This is a genomic window from Anaeromyxobacter oryzisoli, from assembly GCF_022690765.1.
GTDB classification, from domain to species: domain Bacteria; phylum Myxococcota; class Myxococcia; order Myxococcales; family Anaeromyxobacteraceae; genus Anaeromyxobacter; species Anaeromyxobacter oryzisoli.
In genome coordinates this window covers 33,842-58,385 of sequence record NZ_JALCZA010000018.1, presented here as the reverse complement: position 1 = coordinate 58,385, position 24,544 = coordinate 33,842, and the positions used below count along the sequence as shown (strand labels likewise).

Sequence of the window (24,544 nt, the reverse complement as noted above, 5' to 3'; positions counted from 1 at the left end):
CGAGAAACAGGAACGCGCGGGCGTTAGGATCGATCGGGGAGGCGCAGTGAAGATCGGGACCTGGAACGTCAACGGGATCCGCGCTCGCGAGGCGCAGGTCGTGGAGTGGATCGGCCGAGAACGCCCCGACGTGGTCTGCCTCCAGGAGATCAAGGCGCCGCCGTCGAAGATCCCCGCGGCGCTCTGCGAGCTCGACGGCTACTGGTGTCGCTGGCACGGCGCGACCGCGTACTCCGGCGTCGGGCTGCTCGTCCGGCGCGACCGCTCGGCCTCGACGCCGGCGTTCCTGCACCCGCCGTTCGACGTCGAGACCCGGATCGCCACGGTCGAGCTCGGAGGCGTCACCTTCGCGTCCCTGTACGTGCCGAACGGCGGGAAGGACTACCCCGCCAAGCTGCGGTTCCTCGAGGCGGTGGAGCAGTTCGCGGCGGAGGCGCGCGCCGCGGGGAGGCGGCTCGTCCTGTGCGGCGATCTCAACGTCGCCCGCACCGACCAGGACGTCCACCCGAAGGAGCGCAAGCCCGGGCTCGTCGGGCAGCGCCCCGAGGAGCGCGCCCTGCTGGAGCGCATCCTCTCACACGGGCTCGTGGACGTCGGGCGCGCGCTGGATCCGGCCAACGACGCGCTCTTCACCTGGTGGGCGCCGTGGCGGAACCTCCGGCAGCGGAACATCGGCTGGCGCATCGACTACGTCCTCGCGAGCGAGGAGCTCGCCCGGTCCGCCACGCGCTGCGCCGTCCTCGCCGACTTCGGCACGAGCGATCACGCGCCGGTCGTGGCGGAGCTGTCGCTTGACGGTGGGTGATGCGACATCGGCACGGCAGTGCCGAACCCGAACCCGTACCCGAACCCCCGAACCCCGTGCCCTGCCTCCCGTGTCCCCTGGACCGTGATCCGACGGCGCCGTCGGCCCACGGGAACCGGGCCACGGGCCACGGGACCCGGCTCACGGTTCACGGAGAAGCCGGTGACGGTGACGGGCACGGCCACGGACACCTACCGGCGCGCCCGAGAGGACCGGACCGGTCATGCCGGCGCACCGGCCGCGCCCTCGGCGGCCACGAACGGCCCGAGCACCTCGCCGTAGGCCGCGACCAGCTCCGGCGGGGCGGTGACCCGGTGCCCCTCCACCATGGCCTCGAGCATCTTCGCGTTCGCGGGCGCCTGGCCACGGAAGTGGTTGTTGGCGACCACGTACACGTCGGGCGCCCGGGACGCCTCCGCCATCTCGCGGATCCGGTCCGCCCAGGGGCGGAGCTCCTCCGCGGAGTAGAGGTAGTCGTACCGTGCGTCCCGCCCGGCGCCCGCGCGGAACCAGTCCCGGAAGTTCCGCCCGTGCACGCGCACGTAGGCGACGTCGGACGTGACGCGAGCCCTCGGCCCGAGGGAGTGCCGGAACCGCGGCTGGTCCACGTTCACCATCCCGACGCCCGCCTCGGCGAGCGCCTCGACGACCTCCGGGTGATCCCACGACGCGTGGCGCACCTCGACCACCCGCGGCAGCCCCTCGAACGCGCGGAGGACCCCGCGCAGCCACTCCTCCGACGCCTCGGTCCGCTTGAAGGACCACGGGAACTGGAGGAGCGCGGCCCCGAGCCGCCCGGCGGCGTGCAGCCGATCGAGCGCGGCGCGCGCGTCCCGCACCTCCTGCGTCCCGTACGCCTCGCGCTCGTGGGTGAAGCGGCGCCAGACCTTCGCCCCGAACTTGAAGGCGGGCGCGGCGGCGACCCGCTCGCACCAGCGCGCCGCGACGTCGGCGCCGAACGGCCGGTAGAACGTGGCGTTCACCTCGACCGTGGAGAACCAGCGCGCGAGGTAGGCGAGCCGGTCGAACCCCCTCCCCTCGGACCGCGGATAGACGATCCCCGCCCAGTCCGCGTACTCCCACCCGGCCGGTCCGTACCGGATCACGCCCGATCGCTAAGCGGCGACGGCCGGCGGCGCCCGCGCCGGCGTGAACGGCGAGGTGGGTCGTGCGGGGTGCGCCTGACAGCGCCGCTCAGTTGGGCTGATCCCTGCTGCGGCGCACGCTGCCTGCCTGCGCCGGGCAGACTCCTCCGTCCGCTGCTCGACGTGCCTTGCAGGCACGCCTCCGCTGCTCCGTCGTCGTGTGCCCCGGCTCGGCGACGGCATCGTGTGCCTCGCGACGGGCTCGACCCAACCGAGAGGCGCTATGGCAGGGGAGGGACGCCCTGCTCGCCGTCCCGACTCGCCCGGGCCGGCGGACCGCCGCGCCTTGACGCTGCGCGACACCGCTGCGATCCTAGAAAGAGATCCCCGTCGGCGGCGAGCCCGGACCCGCGCCCTCCGGCACCGGATCCGAGGGCTGTCGGGCGGGGGCGGAGGCGTCCCTGCCATGCCGTCTCGGCCCCACAAGCCGGCTTTGCGCGAAGGCACGGGCCGCGGCGGCGGCGTCGTGAACGTCCCCGCGGCGCAGGGCGGGTCGGTGCCGACGCCCGCGGAGCGTGCGAACCTGTCGCAGGCGGAGCGGGCCGCGCTGGCGCTCGCCGAGGGCCGCCCGGGGCAGGAGATCAGCCTCGAGCAGGCCTTCCTCGTGGCGGCCCTCGACTTCCGCCAGACGCTCCGGGTCCTCGTCGCCGCGGTCGTCCCCCGCTTCGCCGACTGGTGCTTCGTCGATCTCCTCGACGGCGACGGCATCCCCCGGCGCGTGGAGGTCGCGCACGCCGATCCCGCGAAGGCCTCGCTCGCCCAGGAGATGCGGTCGATCTCGTTCGGCCCGGGCTGGGCGACCCCCGCCGCGCAGGCGATCCGCGACCACGCCCCGCGCCTCTTCCGGGAGCTCTCCAACCAGCGCGAGCTCTCGAACGAGCTGATGCTCTGGGCGACCCACGACGAGCGCCACCTCGGCGTGCTGCGCGCGATCCACCCGAACTCGCTCCTCGCGGTGCCGCTCATCGCCCGCGACCGCGCCATCGGCGCCCTGACGCTGATCCGCTCGACGACGCTGCCGCCGTTCGCCGAGGGCGATCTCGCCTTCGCCGAGGCCGTCGGGGTCCCCGCGGCGCTCGCGCTCGACAACGCGCGCTGGTTCCAGGCGGAGAAGGCGGCGCGCAACGCCGCCGAGGAGCAGGCCGACCGCGAGCGCCACGGACGCATCGAGGCCGAGCGCGAGGCGCTGCACCTGCGCCGGCTCGAGTCGGTGGCGTCGAGCCTCTCCTCCATCCTCCCGCCGCACGGCATCGCCCGGGTCGCCGTGGAGAACGGCCTCTCCGCGCTCCAGCCCTCGAGCGCGACGGTGGTGTCCGTCACGCCCGGCGGCGACTACCTCGAGCTCCTCCACCAGGAGGGCTGGCCGGACGACCTCGTCCTCGAGCAGCGCCGGATGCGCTCCGACGCGCCCGCGCTGGTGGCGGAGGCCTGGCGGATCCAGACCGCGATCTGGCTCTCCCGCCCCGAGGCGCTCGCGCAGACCTACCCGAACGCCGTCGAGCACGCGCGGCGCGTCGGCGATCAGGCCTGGGCGGCGGTGCCGCTCCGGGTGGACGGCCGCACCGTCGGCGCCCTCGAGCTCGGGTTCCCGCACCCGCGCGAGCTCGACGCGGGCGAGCGGCGGTTCCTGCTCGCGGTCGCGCAGCAGATCGCCCAGGCGCTCGAGCGGGCGCGGCTGCGCGGCCAGGTTTCCTAGGGGGCCGGGTTGAAGGCGCCCGCGGCCTCGAGCACGCGCAGCGCGGCGAGCTGCGCGTTCAGCGCCTCGGTGATCGCGCCGATCTCCGCCGTCCGGAGCTGGGCGGTCGCGTCGGCCTGCTCGACCGCGGTGGCGGTGCCGGCCCGGAACGCGACGTCCACGAGGCGCTGGTTCTCCGCGGCGAGGTCCCGCTGCTCCTGCGCCTTGGCCGCGTTCGCGCGGGCGCTGTCGAGGTCGAGCCAGGCCTGACGCACCTCGAGGCGGGTCTTGAGCTCGACCGAGGAGACGGTCGCGGCGGCCTCGTCGATCCGGGCGTTCGCCTCGCGGATGTCCGACTCGCGACGGCCGCCGTCGAAGAGGTTCCACGAGAGGCCGAGGCCGACGGCCCACGCGTCCTTCTTGCCGGTGAAGCCCACCTGGTTCGAGTCCTGGTACAGGGCGAAGAAGCCGACGTCCGGGAGGTAGCCGGCCACGGCCATGTCGCGGCTGCCGCGCTGCACGTCCACGTTCAGCCGGTTCGCCCGCACCTCCGGGCGATCCTGCATCGCCCGCTCCTCGAGCGTCGAGACGTCGCCCCCGAGCTGCACCTCCGGCGGGTCGGTCACGTCGAAGTCCGGGCGGCGCACGAGGAGGGTCGCGAGGCCGAGGCGCGCGGACTCGAGCGCGTTCTGCGAGCGCTTCAGGTCCTGCTCGGCCCGCGCGCGGTCGATCTCCGCGCGGAGCAGCGCGACCTTCGCGACCGCCCCGGCCTGGTAGCGGACGCGCGCGTCCTTCTCCTGCCGCTGCGCGATCTCGAGGAGGCGCTGCGAGACCTCGAGCGCGCGCTTCAGCGCGGCGGTGCCGTAGTAGGTCTGCGCGACGCCGAAGAGGATCTGGCGCCGCACGGCGTCCGCGTTCAGGCGCGCGAGCTCCTCGGCGCGGTACGCGTTCGGGATCGCGAACAGGAGCCGGGGCGCGAAGACGGCCTGGTCGAGGCGCACCTGCCCCGCGAGCTGGTTCCGGGCCTGGACGGTGATCTCGGGCGAGCCCGGCCCGAAGAAGCCCGCCGGCAGCACGGCCTCGTCGCGGTTGTGCGTGAACTGACCCGACGCCGTGATCTGCGGCAGGTAGCCCGACCACGCCTTCCAGTGCAGCTCCTCCGCCTGGCGGAGCCGGGCCTGCAGCGCGCGCAGGTCGTGGTTCCGGGCGATCGCGATCCGGAGCGCGTCGTCCAGGGTGAGGACCTCCGCGGCGGGCGTGGCGGGCGACGGCGCCTGCGGCGCGGTCGCCGGCGCCTGCGCCTGCGGCGCGGGCGGGGGCGCGGGGACGGGTCCGGGAGCGGGTTGCCCGCGCGCCTGCGACAGGGCCAGCGCGAGGACCAGGTGCGTGAGTGAGGTCATGTGTTCGGCCCGGGGACGGCGAGGGCGGCGCGGCGAGTGCGGCTCCTGGGACGGGCGGAACCCTTCAACGAGCGCCCGCGACGGTCAAGCAGTTTCGAGGGCGTCTATCCCCCGAGGTCCTCGATCTCCGCCTCGATGTCCTTCTTCTCGGCCGCGTCCGGCTTGAGCGCGAGGAACGCCCGGAACTCCCGGATCGCCCGGCGCCGGTCGCCGCGCTCCTTGTAGGCGAAGCCCAGGTAATAGTGCGGCATGGCGTTCCCCTCGTCCGCGCGGGCCGCCCGCTCGTACCAGGGGAGCGCCGCCCTGGATCCCTGGAGCTCGCTCACCGCGCGCGCGAGCGGGTAGAGCACCTTCACCGCCCCCGGGTCGGTCTTCAGGACCTCGCGGTAGATCTTCACCGCGTCCTCGTTGCGACCGCGGCGCGCCTGGCACTCCCCGAGCGCGATCCGCAGCGCGGTGGGGCGGGCCGCGAGGGGGATCGCGCGCTGGTACTCGGCGGCGGCCTCCTCGAGGCGGCCCACCGAGGCGAGGAGCGCCGCGGCGCGCTCGTGCGGCTCGGCGCGCTTCGGGTCCGCGCCCGCGGCTGCGCCGTAGGCGGCGAGCGCCTCGGACACGTCGCCGGCGCGCTCGCGGGCGACGCCGAGCTGGAGGTGGTTCTCGGGGTCGGCCGGCGCGAGCTCGACCGCCTTCTGGAGCTGGGTCAGCGCGCCCGGGACCTCGCCCTTCGCGAGGAGGGCCTTCCCGAGCCAGAGCCGGGCCTCGGCGAGCCGCTCGTCCTCGTTCGAGGCGGCGCCGAGGAGCCGCAGCGCGCCGTCCACGTCGCCGCGCTCGAGCTTCACCGCGCCGAGCCGGACCAGCGCGACCGGGTTCTTCGGCTGCACGTCCACCGCCGCCTGGAACGCCTTCTCGGCGGCGGGCAGATCCCCCACCGACCGGTGGAGCGTCCCGAGCGCCACGTCGGCGTCCACGCTGCGCGGCGCGAGGGCGAGGGCGCGCTCGAGGCCGGCCTTCGCCGCCGCGACGTCGCCGCGGGCGAGCGCGAGCCGGGCGAGGCCGATCTCGGCGGGCGCGCAGTCCGGATCCGCCGCGAGCGCGCGCCGGTACTCGGCCGCGGCGCCGGACGCGTCGCCCCGCGCCTCGGCGAGGTCGCCGAGCACGGCGTGGGCCGACGGCTCCTCCGGGGCCTTCTCGAGCGCGGCCGAGAGGAGCTTCGCCGCGGCGTCGAGGTCCCGCCCCGCGAGGGCGATTCGCGCGAGGGCGACCCGGGGCTCGACCGCGTCCGGGGCGCGCTCGAGCGCGCTCGCGTAGATCTCCTTCGCCCGCCCGTCGTTCCCCGCCGCCACGAGGGCGGCCCCCTGCGCGAGGAGGAGGGCGGTGTCCCCGGGGTGGGCCGCGAGCGCGCGATCGGCGAGCTGGGACGCGTCGAGCGCGCGCCCCGCGAGCGCGAGGGCGCGGATCCGGACGGCGCCGAGCGCGGGATCCTGGGCCGCCTTCGCCGCGACGGGATCGGTCGCCTCGACGGCCCGGACCGGATCGCCCGCGCGCAGCCGATGCTCGGCGAGGGCCGCGCGCGCCGCGAGCAGGTCCGGGTCCGCGGCGACGGCCGCCTGGAACGCGCGATCCGCCTCGGCCGCGCTGGCGTGGCGTCGCCCGAGGAGGGCCCCCTCCACGAGCCGGACCCGCGCACGCTCGAGCGGCGCGAGGCGCGGCTGCATCGCCTCGTCGAGCAGGGGCGCGAGCCGCGCCCTCGCCGCCTCGGCGTCGCCGCCCACCTCGGCGAGGACGGCGAGCTCGAGCTGGGCCGGCAGGCACCCCGCGTCCCGGGCGAGCGCCGCCTCGAACGCCGTGCGCGCCTCGGCCCCCTTCCCCGCCGCGACCGCCGTCCGGCCGCGGCCGAGGTCGCCGCGAGGTCCCCGCTCCGCGGCCGACAGCTTCGCGAACCGCGCCGCCGCCCGCGCCACGTCGCCGCGGGCGAGCGCGGCCTCGCCGAGGAGCGCGAGCACGTCGGGATCCGGCCTCGCCTTCGCGCTCGCCGTCTCGAGCGCGGCCTCCGCCGCGGCGGTCCCGCCCGGCTCGTCCGCCAGACCCACCGCGAGCCGCGCCGCGAGCGTGGTGACCTCGCCCGGCTCGTCCTTCTCGAGCCGCGCCGCGCCGCTGCGCGCCTGGGCGAGGGCCGCGGGCGGCGCGCCGTGCCGGCGGGCGAGCGCCGCCGTCGCCATGGCGTGCAGCGCGACCGCCTGCGGCGCGTCCCGATCGGCCGCGACCGCCCGGGCGGCGAGCTCGAGCGCGGCCAGCTCGGACGGGTAATCCGCCCGCGCCAGCGCGGCGCGGGCCTGGGCGACGAGCTGCGACGACCGGCTGGCGTCGGCTCGCCGGAACGTCCGGGAGAAGAAGAACCCGTACCGAGTGAAGCCCGCGCCGACGCCCGCGCCGGCGAGCAGCAGGACCAGCACGGCCGGCACCGCGATCCTCCAGACCCACGCCGGGAGCGCGCTGCCCCTGCCCCTGCGCTCGCCGCTCACGATCTTCCCCGAGGCCATCCGATCACCGAACGGGGACGCGCCGGCGCCGGCCGGCCGGTCCGGGGCGAACGTGGCCGCAGGGGCCTGCTGGAGCGCGCGCGCGAACGCCGCGACCTCGGCGATCGGCGCGAACCCGGCGCCCTCTTGGGAGACGTCGGAGACGTCCTCGTTCCCGAGCAGCTCCCCCTTCGACAGCATCTCGACGATCTGCTCCTCGCCGAACGGGCCGAACACCTTCCCGGACCGGCGGCGGATCCGGTAGCCGCCCGCCGCGGGCGCGGCGGTCCGCGGCGCGGGCCTCGCCGGCGGCTCGCCCTCGTCGAAGAGCATCTCGAGCTCCTCGCCGCCGCCGCCCGCCCGGGGCGCGAACGGATCGGGAGCGGCGGGAGGCGCGGGCGGCGCCACCGCGAACGGATCGGCCGGCGGCGCGGCCGGGAGGGGATCGGCCGCGAAGGGCGCGCCGGGCTCGTCGTCGAACTCGATCCCGTCGTCGATCGGCGTCGGGAGCGGGTCCGGCTCCGCCGCCGGCTCCGCTCCGCCGAGATCCACCTCGCCGAAGCCGAGGGTCTCCACCGCGCCCGGCCCGGTGTCCGCGCCGGGCGGCGGCACCGCGAACGGGGAGTCGTCACCGGCCGGGAACGGGTCCGCGGCGAAGGGCGAGGAGACGTCCGCGGAGGGCGGGGGATCCCCGCCGGGCGGCGCGGCGTCCACGCCGAAGGGCGCGTCCGGCGCCGGGAGCGGGACGCCTCCGGAGGGCGCGAGGGGCGGCGGCAGCGAGAGGCTCGGCGCGGCCTTCGCCGACGGGGACGGCGGCGGGAGCGGCACGCCCGCCGCGGCGGGCGGCGCGAGCGGCGGCGGCAAGGGGACGCCCGCGGCGACGGCGCGTGGTGGGAGCGGCACGCCGCGACCCGGCGCTGCGCCCCCCAGCGTCACGGCGTCGCCGTCCGAGGCGCGGTGAACGGGGAACGTGCTCCCGCACCTCGGGCACTTCACCTTGATCCCCGCGGCCGGGATCTTGCGGTCGTCGATGCCGTACGCCGCGCTGCAATCCGGGCAGGCCACCCTCATCGTGCGTTCCTGGAGATCGCGGAGAAAACGCGAGACGTCCCGGCAGGCTACCATCCGGCCGGGAGGGCGACAACCGGCGCGCCGGGCGGGCGGTCCGACTCGCTTTCACACGCGCGGTGACGCGACGCGCGCCCTCCCCGCCTAGCACCGCTCGCGCCCCGGACCCGCGTGCTACCTTCCGGCCATGGCCGAGCTGTCGGACGCGGTGAAGGAGCGCCTGCGCGAGTGGACGTACGCGCTCGGCGGCCCCGGCACCCGCGCCCGCCTCGAGAAGCTCACCCCGCCCCGGAACGAGTACGGCGTCGATCCCTACGGCTTCGACGCCGAGTACGCGGTCGCCGCCATCGCGCCGCTGCTCTGGCTGTACCGGAAGTACTTCCGCGTCCAGCTCACCGGGATCGACCACGTGCCGTCCGAGGGGCGGGTGGTGCTCGTCTCGAACCACTCCGGCCAGCTCCCGTTCGACGCGGCGATGATCGAGGTCGCCTGCCTGATCGAGAAGGATCCTCCGCGGGCGCTCCGCGCGCTGGTGGAGCGGTGGGTGCCGACGCTCCCGTTCGTCTCCACCTTCATGGCCCGCTGCGGGCAGATCGTCGGGACGCCCGAGAACTGCCGCCGCCTCCTCGCCGCCGACGAGGCGATCCTCGTGTTCCCCGAGGGGGTCCGCGGCCTCAACAAGCCGTTCCGGGAGCGCTACCGCCTCCGGCCGTTCGGGCCGGGGTTCCTCCGGCTCGCGCTCGAGTCCTCCGCGCCGATCGTCCCGGTCGGCGTCGTCGGCGCCGAGGAGCAGGCGCCGGCGCTCTTCGACCTCAAGCCCCTCGCGCGGCTGCTCGCGTTCCCGGCCTTCCCCATCACCCCCACGATCCTCCCGTTCCCCCTCCCATCCCGCTACCACGTCCTCTTCGGCGAGCCGATCCGGCTGCAGGGCTCGCCGGACGAGGACGACCAGGAGCTCGAGCAGAAGGTCGCCGTGGTCCAGGGGGCGGTGAGGGAGCTCCTCGCCCGCGGCCTGGCCGAGCGCGAGCACGTGTTCTGGTGACCGGCGCCCCGCCCCGCATGCCCTCCGCCCCCATCACCTTCCCCGGAATGCCGGGCACCGTCATCGTGACCGGGATCTCCGGCAACCTCGGGCGCGCGCTCGCCAAGGAGCTCCACACGGAGACCCACGTCGTCGGGATCGACCGCCGGCCCTTCCCCGAGAAGCCGCGCGACGTCGATCACGTCCAGGTGGACCTGCGCAAGAACCGGGTCGAGGAGGCCTTCCGGCACCGCCGCGTGGACGCGCTCATCCACCTGGGGATCATGCACGATCCGCGGATGCCGTTCTCCGAGACGCACAGCTTCAACGTCCTCGGCACGAGCAAGATCCTCGACCTGTGCGTCCGCCACGGGGTGCGGAAGGTGGTCGTCCTCTCGTCGGCCAACGTCTACGGCCCGCGCCCGGAGAACTCGAGCTTCCTCCCGGAGGAGACGCCGCTCATGGCGGCGGACCGCTTCAGCGACGTGCGCGACCTCATCGAGGTCGACATGTACGCGCAGTCGTTCCTGTGGAGGCACCCCGAGATCGAGACGGTGATCCTCCGCCCGGTGAACATCGTCGGCCCGACGGTGCGGAACGCGCCCTCGAACTACCTCCGCCTCGAGTCGCCGCTCACGGTCCTGGGCTTCGACCCGATGCTCCAGCTCATCCACGAGGAGGACGTGGCGCGCGCCCTGGCGCTCGCCCTGAAGCCCGGCCTCCGCGGCGTCTTCAACGTGACCGGCCCCGGCGAGGTGCCGCTCTCCGCGGTGCTCCGCGAGCTCGGCCGCCACCCCGTCCCGGTCCCGCACCTCCTCGTCCGCGGCCTCGTCCGGCGCGCCTTCGAGGCGCGGCTCACCAGCTTCCCCCCGGAGGAGGTCGATCACATCCAGTACCTGTGCATCGTGGACGGCTCCCGGTTCGCGCGGGAGGCGGGCTGGAGCCCGAAGTACACGCTCCGCGACACCATCCGCAGCGTGTCGTGAAGGCGGGCATGCCGCCGACCGCGCCCGCGTCGCGTCGGCGGCGCGATCCTCCTGGCGCGCGGGCGGCGTCCCGAACAGAATCACCCGGATGACCGAACGAACCCCTGGCGACCGCGCCCCCGAAACCGCCGCCGGAGAGCGGTCCCCCGCGCCGCGGCGTCACGGCGAGCGCGGCGATCGCGTCTGCCGCGGCCTCGTCCCGAACCTCGGCCTGCGGGTCGTGTTCGCCCGCGTCGGCGACACGGCGCGGATGTCGCGGGTCCTCCACGGCCTCTACCCGACGAGCGCCCGCCTGTTCGCGGAGGCACTCGCGGCCGGCGCGCTCCTCGGGGCGCTGCAGAAGGACGAGAACCGGGTGAACCTCCAGCTCGAGTGCGACGGCCCGCTCGGCGGGCTGTTCGTGGACGCCGACGTCGCGGGGAACGTCCGCGGCTACGTCCGCCACCCGCGGGTGAGCTTCCCGGGCGACGCCGCCCTGGGCGCCCGGGCCGCGCTGGGCGGCCGCGGGTTCCTCTCGGTGGTCCGGGAGGTCGGCGCGGGCAACTTCTACCGGAGCGCGGTGGAGCTGGAGGCGCTGGACCTCGCGGGCGACCTCCGGCGCTGGTTCGCCGCGAGCGAGCAGGTCGCGACCGCCCTCGACCTCGCCGTCGTCCCGCGGGGCGACGAGCCCCTCGGCGACGTCGCCGGCCTCCTGGTGCAGCGGCTGCCGGACGGGGACGGCGCCGCCGTCGAGGAGGTGCGCGCCCGCCTCGCCGCGGGCGCGCTCGCCCGGGCGGTCGCCGCCGGCGCCTCGGCGCAGGACGCGATCCGCGCGGTGGTCGGGGACGGGTTCGAGCTCCTCGGCGACCTCGAGCTCGCCTACCGCTGCGGCTGCAGCCAGGAGCGGGCCCGCGTGGCGGTCTCGGCGCTCGGGCGCGAGGGGATCGCGGACGTGCTCGCGAAGGAGCGGCAGGCGGTCATCACCTGCGAGTTCTGCCGGTCGCGCTACGTCGTCCCCGAGGCCGAGCTCCGCGATCTCGCCCGGAGGCTCGCCGAGCGCGACGGCGACGCGTGATCGCGCCGGCGTGGTAGATTCGGGCTTTCCGCCCGCCGCGCGAGCGGCCTTTTCAGGAGGCAGGGCCATCCCGACCGCGAAGAAGAGGAAGACCGTCCGCCGCGCCCCTCGCCCTCCGCGAAGCGGTCGCCGCCCGAAGTCCGCGACGTCTCGCGGCCGGGCGCCAGCCCGCGCGCGGAAGGCCGCGCACGCCTCTCGCGCCGGCGCCGAGCACCCGCTCGGCATGGGCGTCGCGGACGGCTTCGCGATGGATCGCCTCGCCGCGCCGGCGCGGTTGAAGCGCGCGCCGAAGCGGGCGATGCGCGAGATCGGCTGGGCGGCGTTCGGCGAGGTGGCCCGGGCGCTCGGCGCACGCATCGCGGAGCGGTTCCGCCCCGACGTCGTGGTCGGGATCGCGAAGGGCGGCGTGTTCGCGGGGGGCGCGCTCGCCAGCGTCCTCGGGGCCGACTTCCTGTCGGTGCGGATCGAGCGGCGCAGGCGCGACGGCGCCGGGACCGCGCCCATCGCCGAGCTGCCGGACCTCACGAAGAAGAAGGTGCTGGTGGTGGACGACGTGGCCTCGACCGGGGCGACGCTCGCGAAGGCGCGCGCCCTCGCCAGGAAGGCTGGCGCGCGCGAGGTCAAGACCGCCGTCCTCGTCGTGCGGCCCCACGGCGCGCGGCCGGACTTCGCCGCGCTGGAGACCGACGAGCTGATCCTGTTCGGCTGGGACTACCAGCTCGACGCGGGCGCCGGCCCGGAGGATCCCGGCGAGGTCGGGGTGTAGCGCCGGCGCGGGTCGGCGCGCGAAGGGGCGGGGGGATCGTCGGTGAACGTCAGCGAAGGATCCGCGCGCGCCCGGCGCGTCGTCATCGGCACCGCCGGCCACATCGACCACGGGAAGACCTCCCTCGTCCGCGCCCTGACCGGCATCGACACCGATCGACTCCGCGAGGAGAAGCGGCGCGGCATCACCATCGAGCTCGGGTTCGCGCACCTCCCGCTCGCCGACGGCACGGTGGCGGGAGTGGTGGACGTGCCCGGCCACGAGCGCTTCGTCCGCGCCATGGCGGCGGGCGCCGGCGGGATCGACCTCGTCGTCCTCGTCATCGCCGCGGACGAGGGCGTCATGCCGCAGACCCGCGAGCACCTCGACATCTGCCGCCTCCTCGGGGTGCCGCGCGGGCTCGTCGCGGTGACCAAGGCCGACCTCCTGCCCGATCTCGGCTCGGACTGGTACCCGCTCCTCGAGGCCGACGTCCGCGAGGTGACGCGGGGGACCTTCCTCGAGGGCGCGCCCATCGTCCCGGTCTCGGCGACGACGGGCGCGGGGCTCGACCGGCTCGTCGCCGCGCTCACCGCCCTCGCCGCCGAGGTGCCGGAGCGCCCCGCCGACGGTCCCCTGCTCCTCCCGATCGACCGCGCCTTCTCGCTCAAGGGCTTCGGCACCGTGGTCACCGGCACGATCCTCTCCGGCCAGCTCGCCGAGGGGGACGCGGTCGCGCTCCTCCCCGCGGCGCCGGGCAGCGACGCGCTCCGCGTGCGCACGGTGCAGGTGCACGGCGAGCCGACGCCGCGGGCGCTCGCCGGGCAGCGCACGGCCGTGAACCTGCCGGGCGTCGAGGCCGCCGCCGTCCGGCGCGGCCAGGCGCTGGTCCACCCCGGCGCCGTGCCCGCCTCCTCGGTCCTCGACGTCGAGGTCACCCTGCTCGCGGCGGCGCCGAAGCCGCTGCGCCACCGGGCGAAGCTCCTCCTCCACGTCGGCACCGCCCAGGTCCCCGCCGCGGTCGCGCTCCTCGATCGCGCCGAGCTCCGCCCCGGCGACACCGCGCTCGCCCAGCTCCGGCTGGGCGAGCCCGCCGCCGCCCTCCCCGGGCAGCGCTTCATCCTGCGCGGCTTCACCGTGCTCGAGGGACGAGGGAAGACCGTGGGCGGCGGCCGGGTGCTGGCCGTGGCCGCGCCGAAGCGGCGGCGCGGCCGCCCCGAGGCGCTCGCGCAGCTCGAGGTGCTCGCCGGGGGGGACGCCGACGCCCGCGTCGGCGCGGTGCTCGCCATGGCCGGGCCGGCGGGGCTCGACGCCGCGGCCCTCTCCGGCCGGACCGCCCTCGCCCCGAAGGCGGTCCAGGCCTCGCTCGACCGGCTCGGCGCGCGCGGCGAGGCGCTCCTCTTCGACCGCGAACGGCGCGCGTACGTGGCCGGCCCGGTCGCCGCCGACCTGTCGCGGCGCCTCGCCGAGGCGGTGGCGGCGTTCCACCGCGAGCACCCCCTCGCCGCGGGCATGGGGCGCGAGGAGCTGCGGGGCCGGCTCCCGCCCGTCACCGACCCGCGCCTCTTCCAGCGGCTGCTCGCGCAGGCGACGGAGAAGGGCGCGCTCGTGGTGGACGGCGATCACGTCCGGGAGCGCGGGCACCAGGCGGCCGCGAGCGGCGCCGCCGGGGGCGCGCTCAAGGAGAAGGTCGCGCAGGCGCTGGCGCGCGGCGGGCTCACGCCGCCCTGGCTCGCGGACCTGCCGGCCGCGGTCGGCGGCAGCGCGGCGGACGTGCAGGCGGTGCTGAAGCTCCTCGCCGCGGAGGGGCGCGCCGTCCGGGTCTCCGCCGAGCTCCACTTCGACGCCGCCGCCGTCCAGGCCCTCCGGGAGCGGCTCGTCGCCTTCCTCCGCGAGCGGAAGGCCATCACGACCCAGGAGTTCAAGGATCTCGTCGGCGCCACCCGCAAGCACGTGATCCCGCTCGCCGAGTACTTCGACCGCGAGAAGGTGACGCTCCGGGTGGGCGAGAAGCGCGTGCTGCGCGGCGAGGGACGCGGATGACCGCCGCCACCGCGGACGTGGAGCGGCCGCCGCGCCTCGAGGACCCCGAGGAGGCGGCCCGGCTCGTCGCGGAGCTCACCCGCCGCAACGCCGACCTGGCCGCCCTGAACCAGCTCGCCGGCCTCGCGGTCGGCGCCGCCGACCTCCCGAGCCTCTTCGCCCGGGCCGAGGCGATCCTCCGGGAGGCGGCGGGCTGCGCCGGGCTCGCGTTCTTCGTCCTCGACGAGGCCGAGCGCGTCCTCCTCCGGGTCCACGCCCCCGCGGGCGCGCCGGACGACCCGCGCGCAGCCCGCGTGCCGCTCGCGTCGCCGCTGGGCGCGGTCCTCCGCGAGGCCGCCCCGCGGCTGGTCACGGCGGACGACGGCGACGCGCTCGCGCTGCCCCCGTGTCGGACCGCGGTCTGGGTCCCCCTCGTCGCCCGCTCGAAGGTGGTCGGGGTGATGGGGGCGGGGTTCCCCGCGGCGCCCGAGGCGGTGCGCCCGCGCCTCGACCTGCTCGGCGCGGCCGGCGCGCACCTCGCCGGCGCCGTCGAGTCACACGGGCTGCTCGCCGACCTGCGCCGGCGCGTCGCGGAGCTCACGCTCCTGAACGACGTCGCGCTCGCGACCGGGCAGCTCGACCCGGTCCTGCTCCTCGACAACGCACTCCGGCGCATCCGCGAGACGTTCCAGGCGGACACCGCGGCGGCCTACCTGCGCGAGGGGGACCGGCTCGTCCTCGTCGCCGCCTCCGGCGTCGCGTCGGAGACCGCCGCCCGGTGCGCCCAGCTCGAGGTCGGCGAGGGGCTGGCGGGGCTCGCCGTGCAGCGGCTCGGCCCGGTGCAGTGGGACGAGGCGAGCCTCCGCCTCGACGCCTCCGTCTCGGCGGCCATGGGCGTGGCGGAGGGGCTCCAGTCCGCCATCGCGGTGCCGCTCCTCGCGAAGGGCCAGGCGGCGGTCGGCGCCGTGGTGTTCGGGCGCCGCCGGCCGCACGCGACCTCGGACGGCGAGGTGACCCTCCTCTCGGCGGTCGGGGTCCAGCTCGGCGTCGCCGTGGAGAACGCGAGGCTGTTCGCCGACGTCCGGCGCCGGCTCTCGGACCTCGAGGCGGTCCACGCGCTCGCGCTCCGGATCTTCGGGAACGCGCCGGGCGACGTGCAGGGGCTGCTCGACGACGGCTGCCGCGAGGCCGCCCGGGCGCTGCGTTGCCGGGCGGCCGCCGTCCTCCTCGCGGCGGACGACACGCCCGGCGCGCGCCTGCGCGGCGTGGCCGGCTGGGGCGTCCCGTTCGACTCGTCGCGCGTCGATCTCCTCGCGCACGACCAGCTCGCCGCGGAGGCGATCAAGCGCCGCGCCCCGGCGTGGTGCGAGGACGTGACGAAGGACCCCCGCAGCGCGATGCACGGCGACGCGCAGGTCCCGCCGCTCGCGCTGCTCGTGGTCCCCCTCACCTCCCGCGCCGCGACGCGCGGGGTGCTCTGCCTCGCGGACGACGCGGGGCGCGCCTTCACGGAGGCGGAGCTGGCCCTCGCGAACGCCCTCGCGGGCGAGCTGGCGGTGGGGCTCGAGAACGCGGAGCTCTACGCCGAGGCGCGGCAGCGCCTGTCCGAGCTCTCCACCGTCATCGACGTCGCCCGGGTGGTGTCGTCGTCCCTCGAGCTCGAGGAGGTGCTCGCGCTCGGCGCGCAGCACCTCAGGCGGACCCTCGCCGGCTCGGCCTGCACCATCCTCCTCGACGACGTCCGTCACGCCGAGCTGCGCCGCGCCGCCTCGTCCGGCCCGCCCATCGGGCCGGCCGCGATCGCGCTCTCGGAGGGCTCGCTCGCCCGCGAGGCGCTCCACGCCCGCGCCCCCGTCGCCGGGCGCGCCCCGGCGGTGGACGCTCCCGGCGCCCCTGCGTCGCCCGCCTCGCTCGCGATCCCGCTCCACGTGCGCGACCAGCCGGTCGGCGTCGCGCTCGTGACGGCGGCGGAGGCGGAGCGCACCTTCACGCCCGCCGAGCTCTCCCGCGCCATGGCCATCGCGAGCCAGCTCGCCGTGGCCGTGGACAACGCGCGGCTCTACTCCGAGACGCGCCGGCGTGCCGAGGAGCTCGGCCTGCTGCACGAGGTGGGGCGCTCCCTCGTCGCGACGCTCGACATCGAGCGCGTGCTCGACGCGGGCGTCCGGAACCTCGCGCGCATCGTGGACGCCCCGGTCGCGCTGCTGGCGCTGCTCGGCGAGGACGGGGCGCAGCTCGAGATCCGCGCGGTGTGGGGGATGACCGCGGAGCGCGTCGGGCAACGTCAGCCGCTCCACTCCACCGGCGCGCGCCTCGCGTCGCTCGTCCACGACCGGCGCGAGCCGATCGTCATCGAGGACGCGGCGACGGACCCGCGCGTCCGGGACGACCGCGTGGACGACGGGGGCGCCCGCGCGCTGCTGGGGCTGCCGCTCCTCGTCCGCGACCGCTACATCGGGACGGCGGTGATCGTCGAGACCCGCGGGCCGCGCCGGTTCAGCCCCGCCGAGGTGGAGCGCGCCGCGGCGATCGCGAACCAGCTCGCCGTCGCCGCCGAGAACGCGCGGCTCTACGAGGATCTCCGGCGGAGCTACGCCGAGCTCGCGCAAGCGCAGCGGCAGCTCATCCAGCAGGAGCGGCTCGCCGCCCTCGGCGAGCTCGCCGCCGTGGTCGCCCACGAGGTGCGGAACCCGCTGGGCGTGATCTTCAACTCGCTCGGCTCGCTGCGGCGCCTCCTCCGGCCGCACGGCGACGCGAAGATGCTGCTCGACATCCTCGGCGAGGAGGCCGATCGGCTGAACCGCATCGTGGGCGATCTCCTCGACTTCGCCCGGCCGTCCACGCCGCTCGTCCGCGCCGAGTCGCTCGAGCGCGTGGTGGACGAGGCGGTCGCCGCGGCGCTGGCCCAGCACTCGACGGCGATCGAGCTGCACCGCGAGACCGGCGACCTGCCCCTCGTGTCGCTCGACGCCCGCCTCGTGCGCCAGGCCGTGCTGAACGTCGCCGTCAACGCCGTCCAGGCGATGCCGCGCGGCGGGGTCCTCACGGTCCGCACCCGCCGCGAGGAGCGGAGCGCGCTCGTCGAGATCGAGGACAGCGGCGCGGGCATCCCGGACGAGGTCCGGAGCCGGATCTTCGAGCCCTTCTTCACCACGAAGGCGAGCGGCACCGGGCTCGGGCTCGCGGTGGTGAAGCGCATCGTCGAGGGGCACGGCGGCGAGATCTCGGTGCGGAGCCGCCCGGGGGCGGGCACGACGATCTCGCTGCGCTTCCCCCTCGCGCCGGGCGGCGCCCGCGGGGCGATTGAAATCGAGGACGGGAATGGCTGAGATCCCCACCGACATGAGCGCCGCCCCCGAGCTGGAGGTCCGGCCGGAGCCCTCCGGCGGCAAGATCCTGGTCGTCGACGACCAGAAGAACATGCGCGCGACGACCGCGATCCTGCTGCGGCAGGCGGGTCACACCGTGCAGGAGGCGGAGGACGGCGCGACCGCGATCCAGCGGCTCCAGCACGAGACGTTCGACGTGATCCTCACCGACCTCCGGATGCCGACCATCGACGGGATGGAGGTCCTGAAGAGCGCGCACCAGCTCGCCCCGGACACGCAGGTCATCGTCATGACCGCGTACGGGACCATCGAGTCGGCGGTCGAGGCGATCCGGCGCGGCGCGTACGACTTCCTCGCGAAGCCCTTCAAGGAGGACGAGGTCCTCCTCCGCGTGGGCAAGGCGCTCGAGAAGCGCCGCCTGCTCGGCGAGGTCTCGCTGTTCGCGGAGGACTTCCGCAAGCGCTACGGGCTCGAGCACGTCGTCGGCCGCTCCGCCGCGATGCGCGAGGTGCTCGATCGCGTGCTCCGCATCGCGCCCACGGACGCGACGGTCCTCATCACCGGCGAGTCCGGCGTCGGGAAGGAGCTCGTCGCGCGGGCGCTCCACGTCACGAGCCGGCGCGGCGACCGGCCGTTCGTCCCGGTGAACTGCGCCGCGATCACCGAGACCCTCCTCGAGTCCGAGCTGTTCGGGCACGCGAAGGGCGCCTTCACCGGCGCGACCCGCGCCCGCCGCGGCATGTTCGAGGAGGCGAACGGCGGGACGCTGTTCATCGACGAGATCGGCGAGACCGCCCCCGGGTTCCAGGCCAAGCTGCTCCGCGCCCTGCAGGAGGGGGAGATCCGGCGCGTCGGCGAGTCCACCCCCGTCCAGGTGAACGTCCGGGTGGTCGCCGCGACCAACCAGGATCTCCGCAAGGCGATCGCGGAGAAGCGGTTCCGGGAGGATCTCTTCTATCGCCTGAACGTCGTCCCCATCCGGATCCCGCCGCTCCGGGAGCGGCGCGAGGACATCCCGCTCCTCGCGGCGCACTTCCTCCGGCGCTTCAACCAGCGCACGGGGGGCGACAAGGTGCTCACCCCCGAGGCGACCGCCCGCCTCCTCGAGCACGACTGGCCGGGGAACGTCCGCGAGCTCGAGAACATGATCGAGCAGGCCGCGGCGCTCTCCCCGTCGCGCGAGATCCGCGCGGCCGACGTCGCCTTCGAGCAGCCCGTGGCGGGGGCGCCCGTCGGCGAGGGGATCGAGGGCGGCGCCACGCTCGCGCAGGCGGTGGAGGACGCCGAGCGCCGGACGATCACGGCCGCCCTGACGCGCTGCAGCGGCGACCTCGGCCGCGTCGCGCGCGAGCTCGGGATCTCGGGAACGACGCTCTGGCGCAAGATGAAGCGGCTCGGCCTCGAGGGCCGCGGCGCTGCCCCCGGCGAATGATCGGGGGGGCGTGGCGACACCCACTCGCATTGCTGCGGCGCACGCTGACTGCCTGCGCGGCGCACTCCTCCCTGCGCTCCTCGACGCGCGTTCCAGGCCTTCGGATTCATCACGTCCTCGCGCGAGGCGCGCCGGTCGAGGAGGGTGCTTTGCAGTCGAACGGTCCCGAATGACGAGCGGTCTGGGCTCGGGAAGATGGAAAGGCCGGGGCGCCGCAGTGCGTGGGAACCGCCTGCGCAAGATCGGCCCCGAAGAGGCCTGCGTTTCACCGATAGCATTACGAGCCGAGCCTCCGCTGGCGGAGCTGAAGCCGGTCGAGGCACCGCCGCGCCGTGAGGTCGTCACCGCGGTGCGCGGTCCGGCTCCTTCGGCGGCGGCGGCCGTGGTGAAGCTTCCGATCGCGGCGGCCGACGCGACCGCGCCGGCGAAGCCGCCCGAGGCCGCCGCGCCGTTCGGTTGGCCAGCAGAACACCTCGATGCCAACTCTCCGCGCGTCGCGGCGCAGGCCCCATCTTCCCGCGAGGCCCGCGGCGAATCGGTCGAGCCGCTCAGCGCCGACCCCCGGCGGCTTCACTTCAACGTCTCGCGCCGCTTCATCGAAAAGCTCGAGGCGGCGCGGGATGCGCTCTCCCACGCCCACCCCGGCGCCGGCACCGAGGAGATCCTCGAGGCCGGTCTCGATCTCCTCCTCGCCCGGCACGCGAAGCGGAAGGGGCTCGTGCAGAAGCCGCTCGCGGAGCGCCGGCCCTCGAAGCCGGATCACATACCTGCCGAGGTGAAGCGCGCCGTCTGGATTCGCGACGGCGGCCGCTGCCAGTACCCCCTCGACTCCGGCGGCATCTGCGGCTCGACCTACCAGCTCGAGTTCGATCACCGCAAAGCCCAGGCCCTCGGCGGTCGGCCGACGATCAAGAACATTCGCCTCCTTTGCCGGGCTCACAACCAGCGCGCCGCTCGCGAGGTCTTCGGGGACGCCTTGATGGACCGCTATACGCGCCGGTCGAACGGCGAGATCTTCGACCCCGCATCCGTCGAGCCACCGGGAACGCAGCCGCCGCGCGCAGCGAAGAAGAAGCGCTCGGGGTGAGCGAGTGCCGGTCCGGCTCTCGAGGGACGGTCACGGGGGCGACGTGCGGGCATCGTGCCTGCTCAGCTCCCCCTGCGACCGGCGGTCGACAGCCGTGGCGAGCGGCTCATCATGCCTTTGCAGCGCGGGCTTCTTCGGGGCCGATCTCGTCACTCCGGTTCCCGCCCACGGGCGGCGCCCCGGCCTCCACCTCCTTCCCGAGCCAGTCCAGGCCTGCCGTGCAGGTGCGCTCCTCCCCATGCCCCCCCAGCACGAACCGCCTCGGAGCGGAGGCGGGGTCGGGACGATCTGATGAATGCTCAGGCCTTCCAGGCACGCCTGCGCAGCTCGGATCGTCGTGTTCCCACGCTCGGCGACGACATCGGTGTGCCTCGCGACCCTCGACGCAAGCGGGTGGCGCGACCCCTCGTTTCACGGCTGCAACCCGCATTTCACTTCTGCAATGCAGGACCGCACGACGCCACATCGGCGCCGCAAGGTTTCGTGGAGATCGGCGCGCAACCTATCGAAACGATTAGGGGCCGGCGAGGGCGACCCCGCTGGCACTCGCCTTGCTCATGGAGGCAGGCAGAAGTGCAAAGCAGCCTGTTGAAGTAGGTCCCCCCCCGCCACTTCAGCTGCGCTTTGCACTTCTTTTTTTTCTTCCTCCAGCCCGCAGCAGGCCGCGGATGCCGTGCTCCTTCCTGATCGTGGACGCCGACCGGAACTTCCGGGAAGCGCTCGCGATCTCGCTCCGGCTCGACGGCTACGTCGTCGCGGTGGCGGAGAGCGCCGAGGAGGGGTTCTCCGCGCTCGCCCGCGGAGGCTTCCGCTGCTGTCTGGTGGACGTCCACCTCCCCGGCGCCGAGGCGCTCCTGGACGCCGCGTCCCGCGCCGGGATCCGCGTGGTCATGACCGGACCGTACGCAGACCTGCTGACGCAGTTCGCGCTGCGGCACCCCGGCGTGCAGCTCCTCGCGAAGCCGTTCCGGGTCGCCGAGCTCACCTGCGGTTGCGGCCGGGCGGCGGCGGCGCCGTGCCCGGGCGAGCGCCCCGCAGCTTCGCGTTAGCCGCGCTTCACGATCGGGCGACCGCCCATCGGGCCTCGAAACAAAAAGAACGGGGCCCCGCAGGGCCCCGTCTCGTCACGGCGACGCGTCGAGATCGGCTACAGCAAGAGCGCGCTCGCCGCCTGCGCGAGGCGGACCACCGGATCGGCGAAGACGCCGAACACCAGCACCACCGCGACCGCGGCCGCGAGGGCGACCGACAGCGCGGGCGACACCAGGCCCGCCTCGACCTCACCCTCGGCCGGGCGCATGTACATATAGAGCACCACGCGCAGGTAGTAGAACGCGCCGAGCACGCTCGTGAGCAGGCCGAGGATGGCGAGCCCGTAGAGTTGGGCGCCGAGCGCGGCCTGGAAGATGTAGAGCTTCCCGATGAAGCCCGCGGTGGGGGGAACGCCGGCCAGGGAGAAGAGGCAGACGGCCATCGCGAACGCGAGCGCCGGCCGGCGGCGGGCCAGCCCGGCGAACCGCTCGAGGTCCCACGCGTCCACCGGCTCGTTGTCGCCGCGCGACCGCCGCTCGAGGGCGCCCACCACCGCGAAGGCGCCGATGACCGTGGCGCTGTAGGCCGCGAGGTAGAAGAGCAGGCCCGAGATGGCCTTCTCCCGGGTGCCCACGACGGCCGCCGCGACCACGCCGACGAGCAGGTAGCCCGCGTGCGCGATCGAGGAGTAGGCCAGCATCCGCTTCACGCTGCGCTGGGGCAGCGCGAGGAGGTTGCCGAACACCATCGTGAGGACCGCGAGGACGTAGAGGATCTTCGCGAAGGAGCCCACGGAGGCGGTCGCCCCACCCTCGGCGGCGATGAAGAGGCGCACCAGGAGGGCGAAGGCGGCGGTCTTCACGCCCGCGGCCATGAAGGCGGTGACCGGGGTGGGCGCGCCCTCGTAGACGTCCGGGGTCCAGGCGTGGAACGGGACCGCCGCGACCTTGAAGGCGATGCCGGCGGCGATGAGGCCGAGGCCGGCGACGTACAGCGGCGAGCCGTGCCCGCTCGGCAGGCTCGAGAAGAGCGTCGAGCCGGTCGCCCCGTAGAGCAGCGCCGTGCCGTAGAGCAGGAGCGCGGACGAGATCGCGCCGAGGATGAAGTACTTGAAGGCCGCCTCGGCGGGCCGCTGGCCGCGGCGGACGTAGGCCGCGAGCGTGTAGGTGCCGAGGCTCATCACCTCGATGGCGATGAAGGTGACGAGGAGGTCGCTCGCCATCCCGAGGAGGACCATGCCGGCCGACGAGAACATCGCGAGCGCGTAGAACTCGCCGCGCTCGGCGTTCCGGGCGTGGAGCCAGCCCGCGCCGACGAGGGCGGAGAGGGCCAGCCCGCCGCAGACGATGACGGTGATGAACGCGGAGAAGCCGTCCACCGCCCCCTGCCCGCCGAAGATGCTGCCAGCGGGCGTGGTGAGGGCGGCGGAGAGCGCGGCCACGGCCGAGAAGATCACCGTGACGAGGGCCTGGTAGCCCCGCTTGCCGGAGACGAGGAAGACCTCGGAGAGCAGCAGGACGAGCGCGCCGAGGGTGAGGATCGCCACAGGGGCGAGGGCGAGGAAGTCCTGGGTCGGGAAGCCGGACATGTCTTTAGATCCCTCCGGACGGCTGCTGCTGCGGAGCGGGCGCGGGCTCCGCCGCGGGGGCGGGCGCGGCCGGCGCCGGGGCGGGGACGCGCGCGGTCACGGCGACGGCGGGCTCGGCGGTGCCGACCTGGGGGCCGGTCCCGAGCCGCACCTCGGCCGCCTGGAAGCGCTGGATGAGCCGATCCACCGCGGGCCGCGCGGGCGCGAGGAACGGCCCGGGCATGACGCCCATGACGACGATGAGGACGATCATCGGCGCGACGACGAAGCCCTCGCGCACGGTGAGGTCCGGGAGCCGACGGTTCTCGTCCTTGCGGATGGGGCCGAAGAAGACCTTCTCCACGAGGAGGAGCATGTACACCGCGCCGAGGATGACGCCGAGCGAGGCGACCGTGGTGAACACCGCGGAGGAGCCGAGGCGCGAGAGCCAGGTCCCGGACAGGATCAGGAACTCGCCGACGAAGCCGTTCGTGCCGGGGAGCCCGATGGACGAGAGCGTCACGATCACGAAGGCGGCGGCGATGACCGGCACCTGCTTCGCGATGCCGCCGTACTCGGAGATGAGCCGAGTGTGGCGCCGCTCGTACAGGACGCCGACGAGGAGGAAGAGCGCGCCCGTCGAGACGCCGTGGTTCAGCATCTGGTAGACGCCGCCGGTGAGCCCCTCGGCGGAGAGCGCCATCAGGCCGAGCATCACGAACCCGAGGTGCGAGACCGACGAGTACGCCACGAGCCGCTTCATGTCCGTCTGCACGAGCGACATGAGCGCGCCGTAGATGATGCCCGTCACCGCGAGCCCCGCGATGATCGCCCGGAAGTAGAGCGCCGCCTCCGGGAAGAGCGGCAGCGCGTACCGGAAGAAGCCGAAGGTGCCCATCTTGAGGAGCACGCCGGCCAGGATCACCGACCCCGCGGTGGGCGCCTCGGTGTGCGCGTCGGGCAGCCAGGTGTGGAGCGGGAACATCGGGACCTTCACCGCGAAGGCGAGGGCGAAGGCGAGGAAGAGCCAGCGCGCCGCCGCGGGCGTGACCGTCAGCGCGTTGCGCGCCGCCACGTAGTCGAAGGTGCCGCCGTCGTGGAAGTACACGTACAGGATGGCGAACAGCATCAGCACGCTCGCCGCGAACGTGTACACGAAGAACTTCACCGTGGCGTAGAGGCGGTTCTGCGAGCCCCAGATCCCGATGAGCAGGTACATCGGGATGAGCATCGTCTCCCAGAACACGTAGAAGAGCACGAGGTCGAGCGCCGCGAAGGTGCCGATCATCGCCGTCTCGAGGACGAGCAGCGCGATCATGAACTCCTTGACGCGATCGGTGACCGCCTTCCACGTGGACAGGACCACGATCGGCATCAGCACCGTCGTGAGCATGACGAGCAGCAGCGCCACGCCGTCGATGCCGACGTGGTAGCCGATGCCGATCGCCGGCATCCAGGGCACGAGCTGCTCGAACTGGAACTCGGGCGCGGAGGGCGAGGCGTCGAAGCCGAGCCACAGCCCGAGCGACAGGGCGAAGGTGAGGAGCGTGGTGATGAACGCGATCACCCGGTGCTGGCCCGCCTCGTCCCGCGGGAGGAGGACGAGGCCGAGCGCGCCGAGGAGCGGGACGAAGGTGACGACGGTGAGCAGGTTCAC

Annotated in this window: 16 protein-coding genes; 11 read left to right on the top strand and 5 right to left on the bottom strand. The window is 75.0% G+C overall.

Features of this window, described 5'->3' with window-relative positions:
* Nucleotides 1–46: 46 nt before the first annotated feature.
* Complete coding sequence (locus MNZ27_RS08490) at nt 47–805, top strand: exodeoxyribonuclease III (RefSeq protein ID WP_242393613.1); 759 nt, start codon at nt 47–49, stop codon at nt 803–805.
* A 221-nt stretch (nt 806–1,026) separates the two neighbouring features.
* Here MNZ27_RS08490 and MNZ27_RS08485 read toward each other — a convergent pair whose 3' ends face one another.
* On the bottom strand, nt 1,027–1,911 hold the full coding sequence (locus tag MNZ27_RS08485; protein ID WP_242393612.1) for a DUF72 domain-containing protein: 885 nt from the start codon (nt 1,909–1,911) through the stop codon (nt 1,027–1,029).
* Nucleotides 1,912–2,356: 445 nt separating this feature from the next.
* Between MNZ27_RS08485 and MNZ27_RS08480 the strand changes: the two genes are divergently transcribed.
* Complete coding sequence (locus tag MNZ27_RS08480) at nt 2,357–3,646, top strand: GAF domain-containing protein (protein ID WP_242393611.1); 1,290 nt, start codon at nt 2,357–2,359, stop codon at nt 3,644–3,646.
* Here the strand turns inward: MNZ27_RS08480 and MNZ27_RS08475 are convergent.
* A complete protein-coding gene (locus tag MNZ27_RS08475; RefSeq protein ID WP_242393610.1) occupies nt 3,643–5,025 on the bottom strand; it encodes a TolC family protein in 1,383 nt (460 codons plus the stop codon). The genes MNZ27_RS08480 and MNZ27_RS08475 overlap by 4 nt on opposite strands.
* A gap of 104 nt (nt 5,026–5,129) precedes the next feature.
* The gene (locus tag MNZ27_RS08470; protein WP_242393609.1) at nt 5,130–8,615 is read right to left on the bottom strand and encodes a tetratricopeptide repeat protein; all 3,486 of its coding nucleotides are present in this window, start codon (nt 8,613–8,615) and stop codon (nt 5,130–5,132) included.
* Nucleotides 8,616–8,799: 184 nt separating this feature from the next.
* Here MNZ27_RS08470 and MNZ27_RS08465 point away from each other — a divergent pair, with 184 nt between their 5' ends.
* The 9 genes from MNZ27_RS08465 to MNZ27_RS08425 all read left to right on the top strand — a co-directional run bounded on the left by MNZ27_RS08465 (nt 8,800) and on the right by MNZ27_RS08425 (nt 21,337).
* Nucleotides 8,800–9,654, top strand: a complete 855-nt coding sequence (locus MNZ27_RS08465) for a lysophospholipid acyltransferase family protein (protein ID WP_242393608.1) — start codon at nt 8,800–8,802, stop codon at nt 9,652–9,654.
* A 47-nt stretch (nt 9,655–9,701) separates the two neighbouring features.
* Nucleotides 9,702–10,619, top strand: coding sequence for an SDR family oxidoreductase (locus tag MNZ27_RS08460; protein ID WP_242393620.1), 918 nt, complete (start codon nt 9,702–9,704; stop codon nt 10,617–10,619).
* A gap of 88 nt (nt 10,620–10,707) precedes the next feature.
* Entirely contained in the window at nt 10,708–11,673 is a 966-nt protein-coding gene (locus MNZ27_RS08455; protein WP_242393607.1) for an Hsp33 family molecular chaperone HslO, read from the top strand.
* Nucleotides 11,674–11,896: 223 nt separating this feature from the next.
* Nucleotides 11,897–12,439 carry a phosphoribosyltransferase gene (locus tag MNZ27_RS08450; protein WP_242393606.1) on the top strand — a complete coding sequence of 181 codons (543 nt, stop codon included), beginning with the start codon at nt 11,897–11,899 and terminating at the stop codon, nt 12,437–12,439.
* A 42-nt stretch (nt 12,440–12,481) separates the two neighbouring features.
* Nucleotides 12,482–14,461 (top strand): selenocysteine-specific translation elongation factor, encoded by a 1,980-nt coding sequence (selB, locus tag MNZ27_RS08445; protein WP_242393605.1) that lies wholly within the window; start codon nt 12,482–12,484, stop codon nt 14,459–14,461.
* Nucleotides 14,458–17,769 carry a GAF domain-containing protein gene (locus tag MNZ27_RS08440; RefSeq protein WP_242393604.1) on the top strand — a complete coding sequence of 1,104 codons (3,312 nt, stop codon included), beginning with the start codon at nt 14,458–14,460 and terminating at the stop codon, nt 17,767–17,769. Before selB ends, MNZ27_RS08440 begins: the two co-directional genes overlap by 4 nt.
* On the top strand, nt 17,762–19,201 hold the full coding sequence (locus MNZ27_RS08435; protein WP_242393603.1) for a sigma-54-dependent transcriptional regulator: 1,440 nt from the start codon (nt 17,762–17,764) through the stop codon (nt 19,199–19,201). The genes MNZ27_RS08440 and MNZ27_RS08435 overlap by 8 nt, the downstream gene beginning before the upstream one ends.
* 385 nt (nt 19,202–19,586) lie before the next feature.
* The gene (locus tag MNZ27_RS08430; protein ID WP_242393602.1) at nt 19,587–20,288 is read left to right on the top strand and encodes an HNH endonuclease; all 702 of its coding nucleotides are present in this window, start codon (nt 19,587–19,589) and stop codon (nt 20,286–20,288) included.
* 668 nt (nt 20,289–20,956) lie between these two features.
* Nucleotides 20,957–21,337 (top strand): response regulator, encoded by a 381-nt coding sequence (locus MNZ27_RS08425; RefSeq protein WP_242393601.1) that lies wholly within the window; start codon nt 20,957–20,959, stop codon nt 21,335–21,337.
* A 98-nt stretch (nt 21,338–21,435) separates the two neighbouring features.
* Here MNZ27_RS08425 and MNZ27_RS08420 read toward each other — a convergent pair whose 3' ends face one another.
* Complete coding sequence (locus MNZ27_RS08420) at nt 21,436–22,908, bottom strand: NADH-quinone oxidoreductase subunit N (protein WP_242393600.1); 1,473 nt, start codon at nt 22,906–22,908, stop codon at nt 21,436–21,438.
* A 4-nt stretch (nt 22,909–22,912) separates the two neighbouring features.
* Nucleotides 22,913–24,544 carry a complex I subunit 4 family protein gene (locus tag MNZ27_RS08415; RefSeq protein ID WP_242393599.1) on the bottom strand — a complete coding sequence of 544 codons (1,632 nt, stop codon included), beginning with the start codon at nt 24,542–24,544 and terminating at the stop codon, nt 22,913–22,915.

Bases quoted from the DNA above. Each gene is read 5' to 3' on its own strand.
- MNZ27_RS08480 (WP_242393611.1), top strand. From the start codon at position 2,357: ATGCCGTCTCGGCCCCACAAGCCGGCTTTGCGCGAAGGCACGGGCCGC.
- MNZ27_RS08475 (WP_242393610.1), bottom strand. From the start codon at position 5,025: ATGACCTCACTCACGCACCTGGTCCTCGCGCTGGCCCTGTCGCAGGCG.
- MNZ27_RS08470 (WP_242393609.1), bottom strand. From the start codon at position 8,615: ATGAGGGTGGCCTGCCCGGATTGCAGCGCGGCGTACGGCATCGACGAC.
- MNZ27_RS08465 (WP_242393608.1), top strand. From the start codon at position 8,800: ATGGCCGAGCTGTCGGACGCGGTGAAGGAGCGCCTGCGCGAGTGGACG.
- MNZ27_RS08460 (WP_242393620.1), top strand. From the start codon at position 9,702: ATGCCGGGCACCGTCATCGTGACCGGGATCTCCGGCAACCTCGGGCGC.
- MNZ27_RS08455 (WP_242393607.1), top strand. From the start codon at position 10,708: ATGACCGAACGAACCCCTGGCGACCGCGCCCCCGAAACCGCCGCCGGA.
- MNZ27_RS08450 (WP_242393606.1), top strand. From the start codon at position 11,897: ATGGGCGTCGCGGACGGCTTCGCGATGGATCGCCTCGCCGCGCCGGCG.
- MNZ27_RS08440 (WP_242393604.1), top strand. From the start codon at position 14,458: ATGACCGCCGCCACCGCGGACGTGGAGCGGCCGCCGCGCCTCGAGGAC.
- MNZ27_RS08435 (WP_242393603.1), top strand. From the start codon at position 17,762: ATGGCTGAGATCCCCACCGACATGAGCGCCGCCCCCGAGCTGGAGGTC.
- MNZ27_RS08425 (WP_242393601.1), top strand. From the start codon at position 20,957: ATGCCGTGCTCCTTCCTGATCGTGGACGCCGACCGGAACTTCCGGGAA.
- MNZ27_RS08420 (WP_242393600.1), bottom strand. From the start codon at position 22,908: ATGTCCGGCTTCCCGACCCAGGACTTCCTCGCCCTCGCCCCTGTGGCG.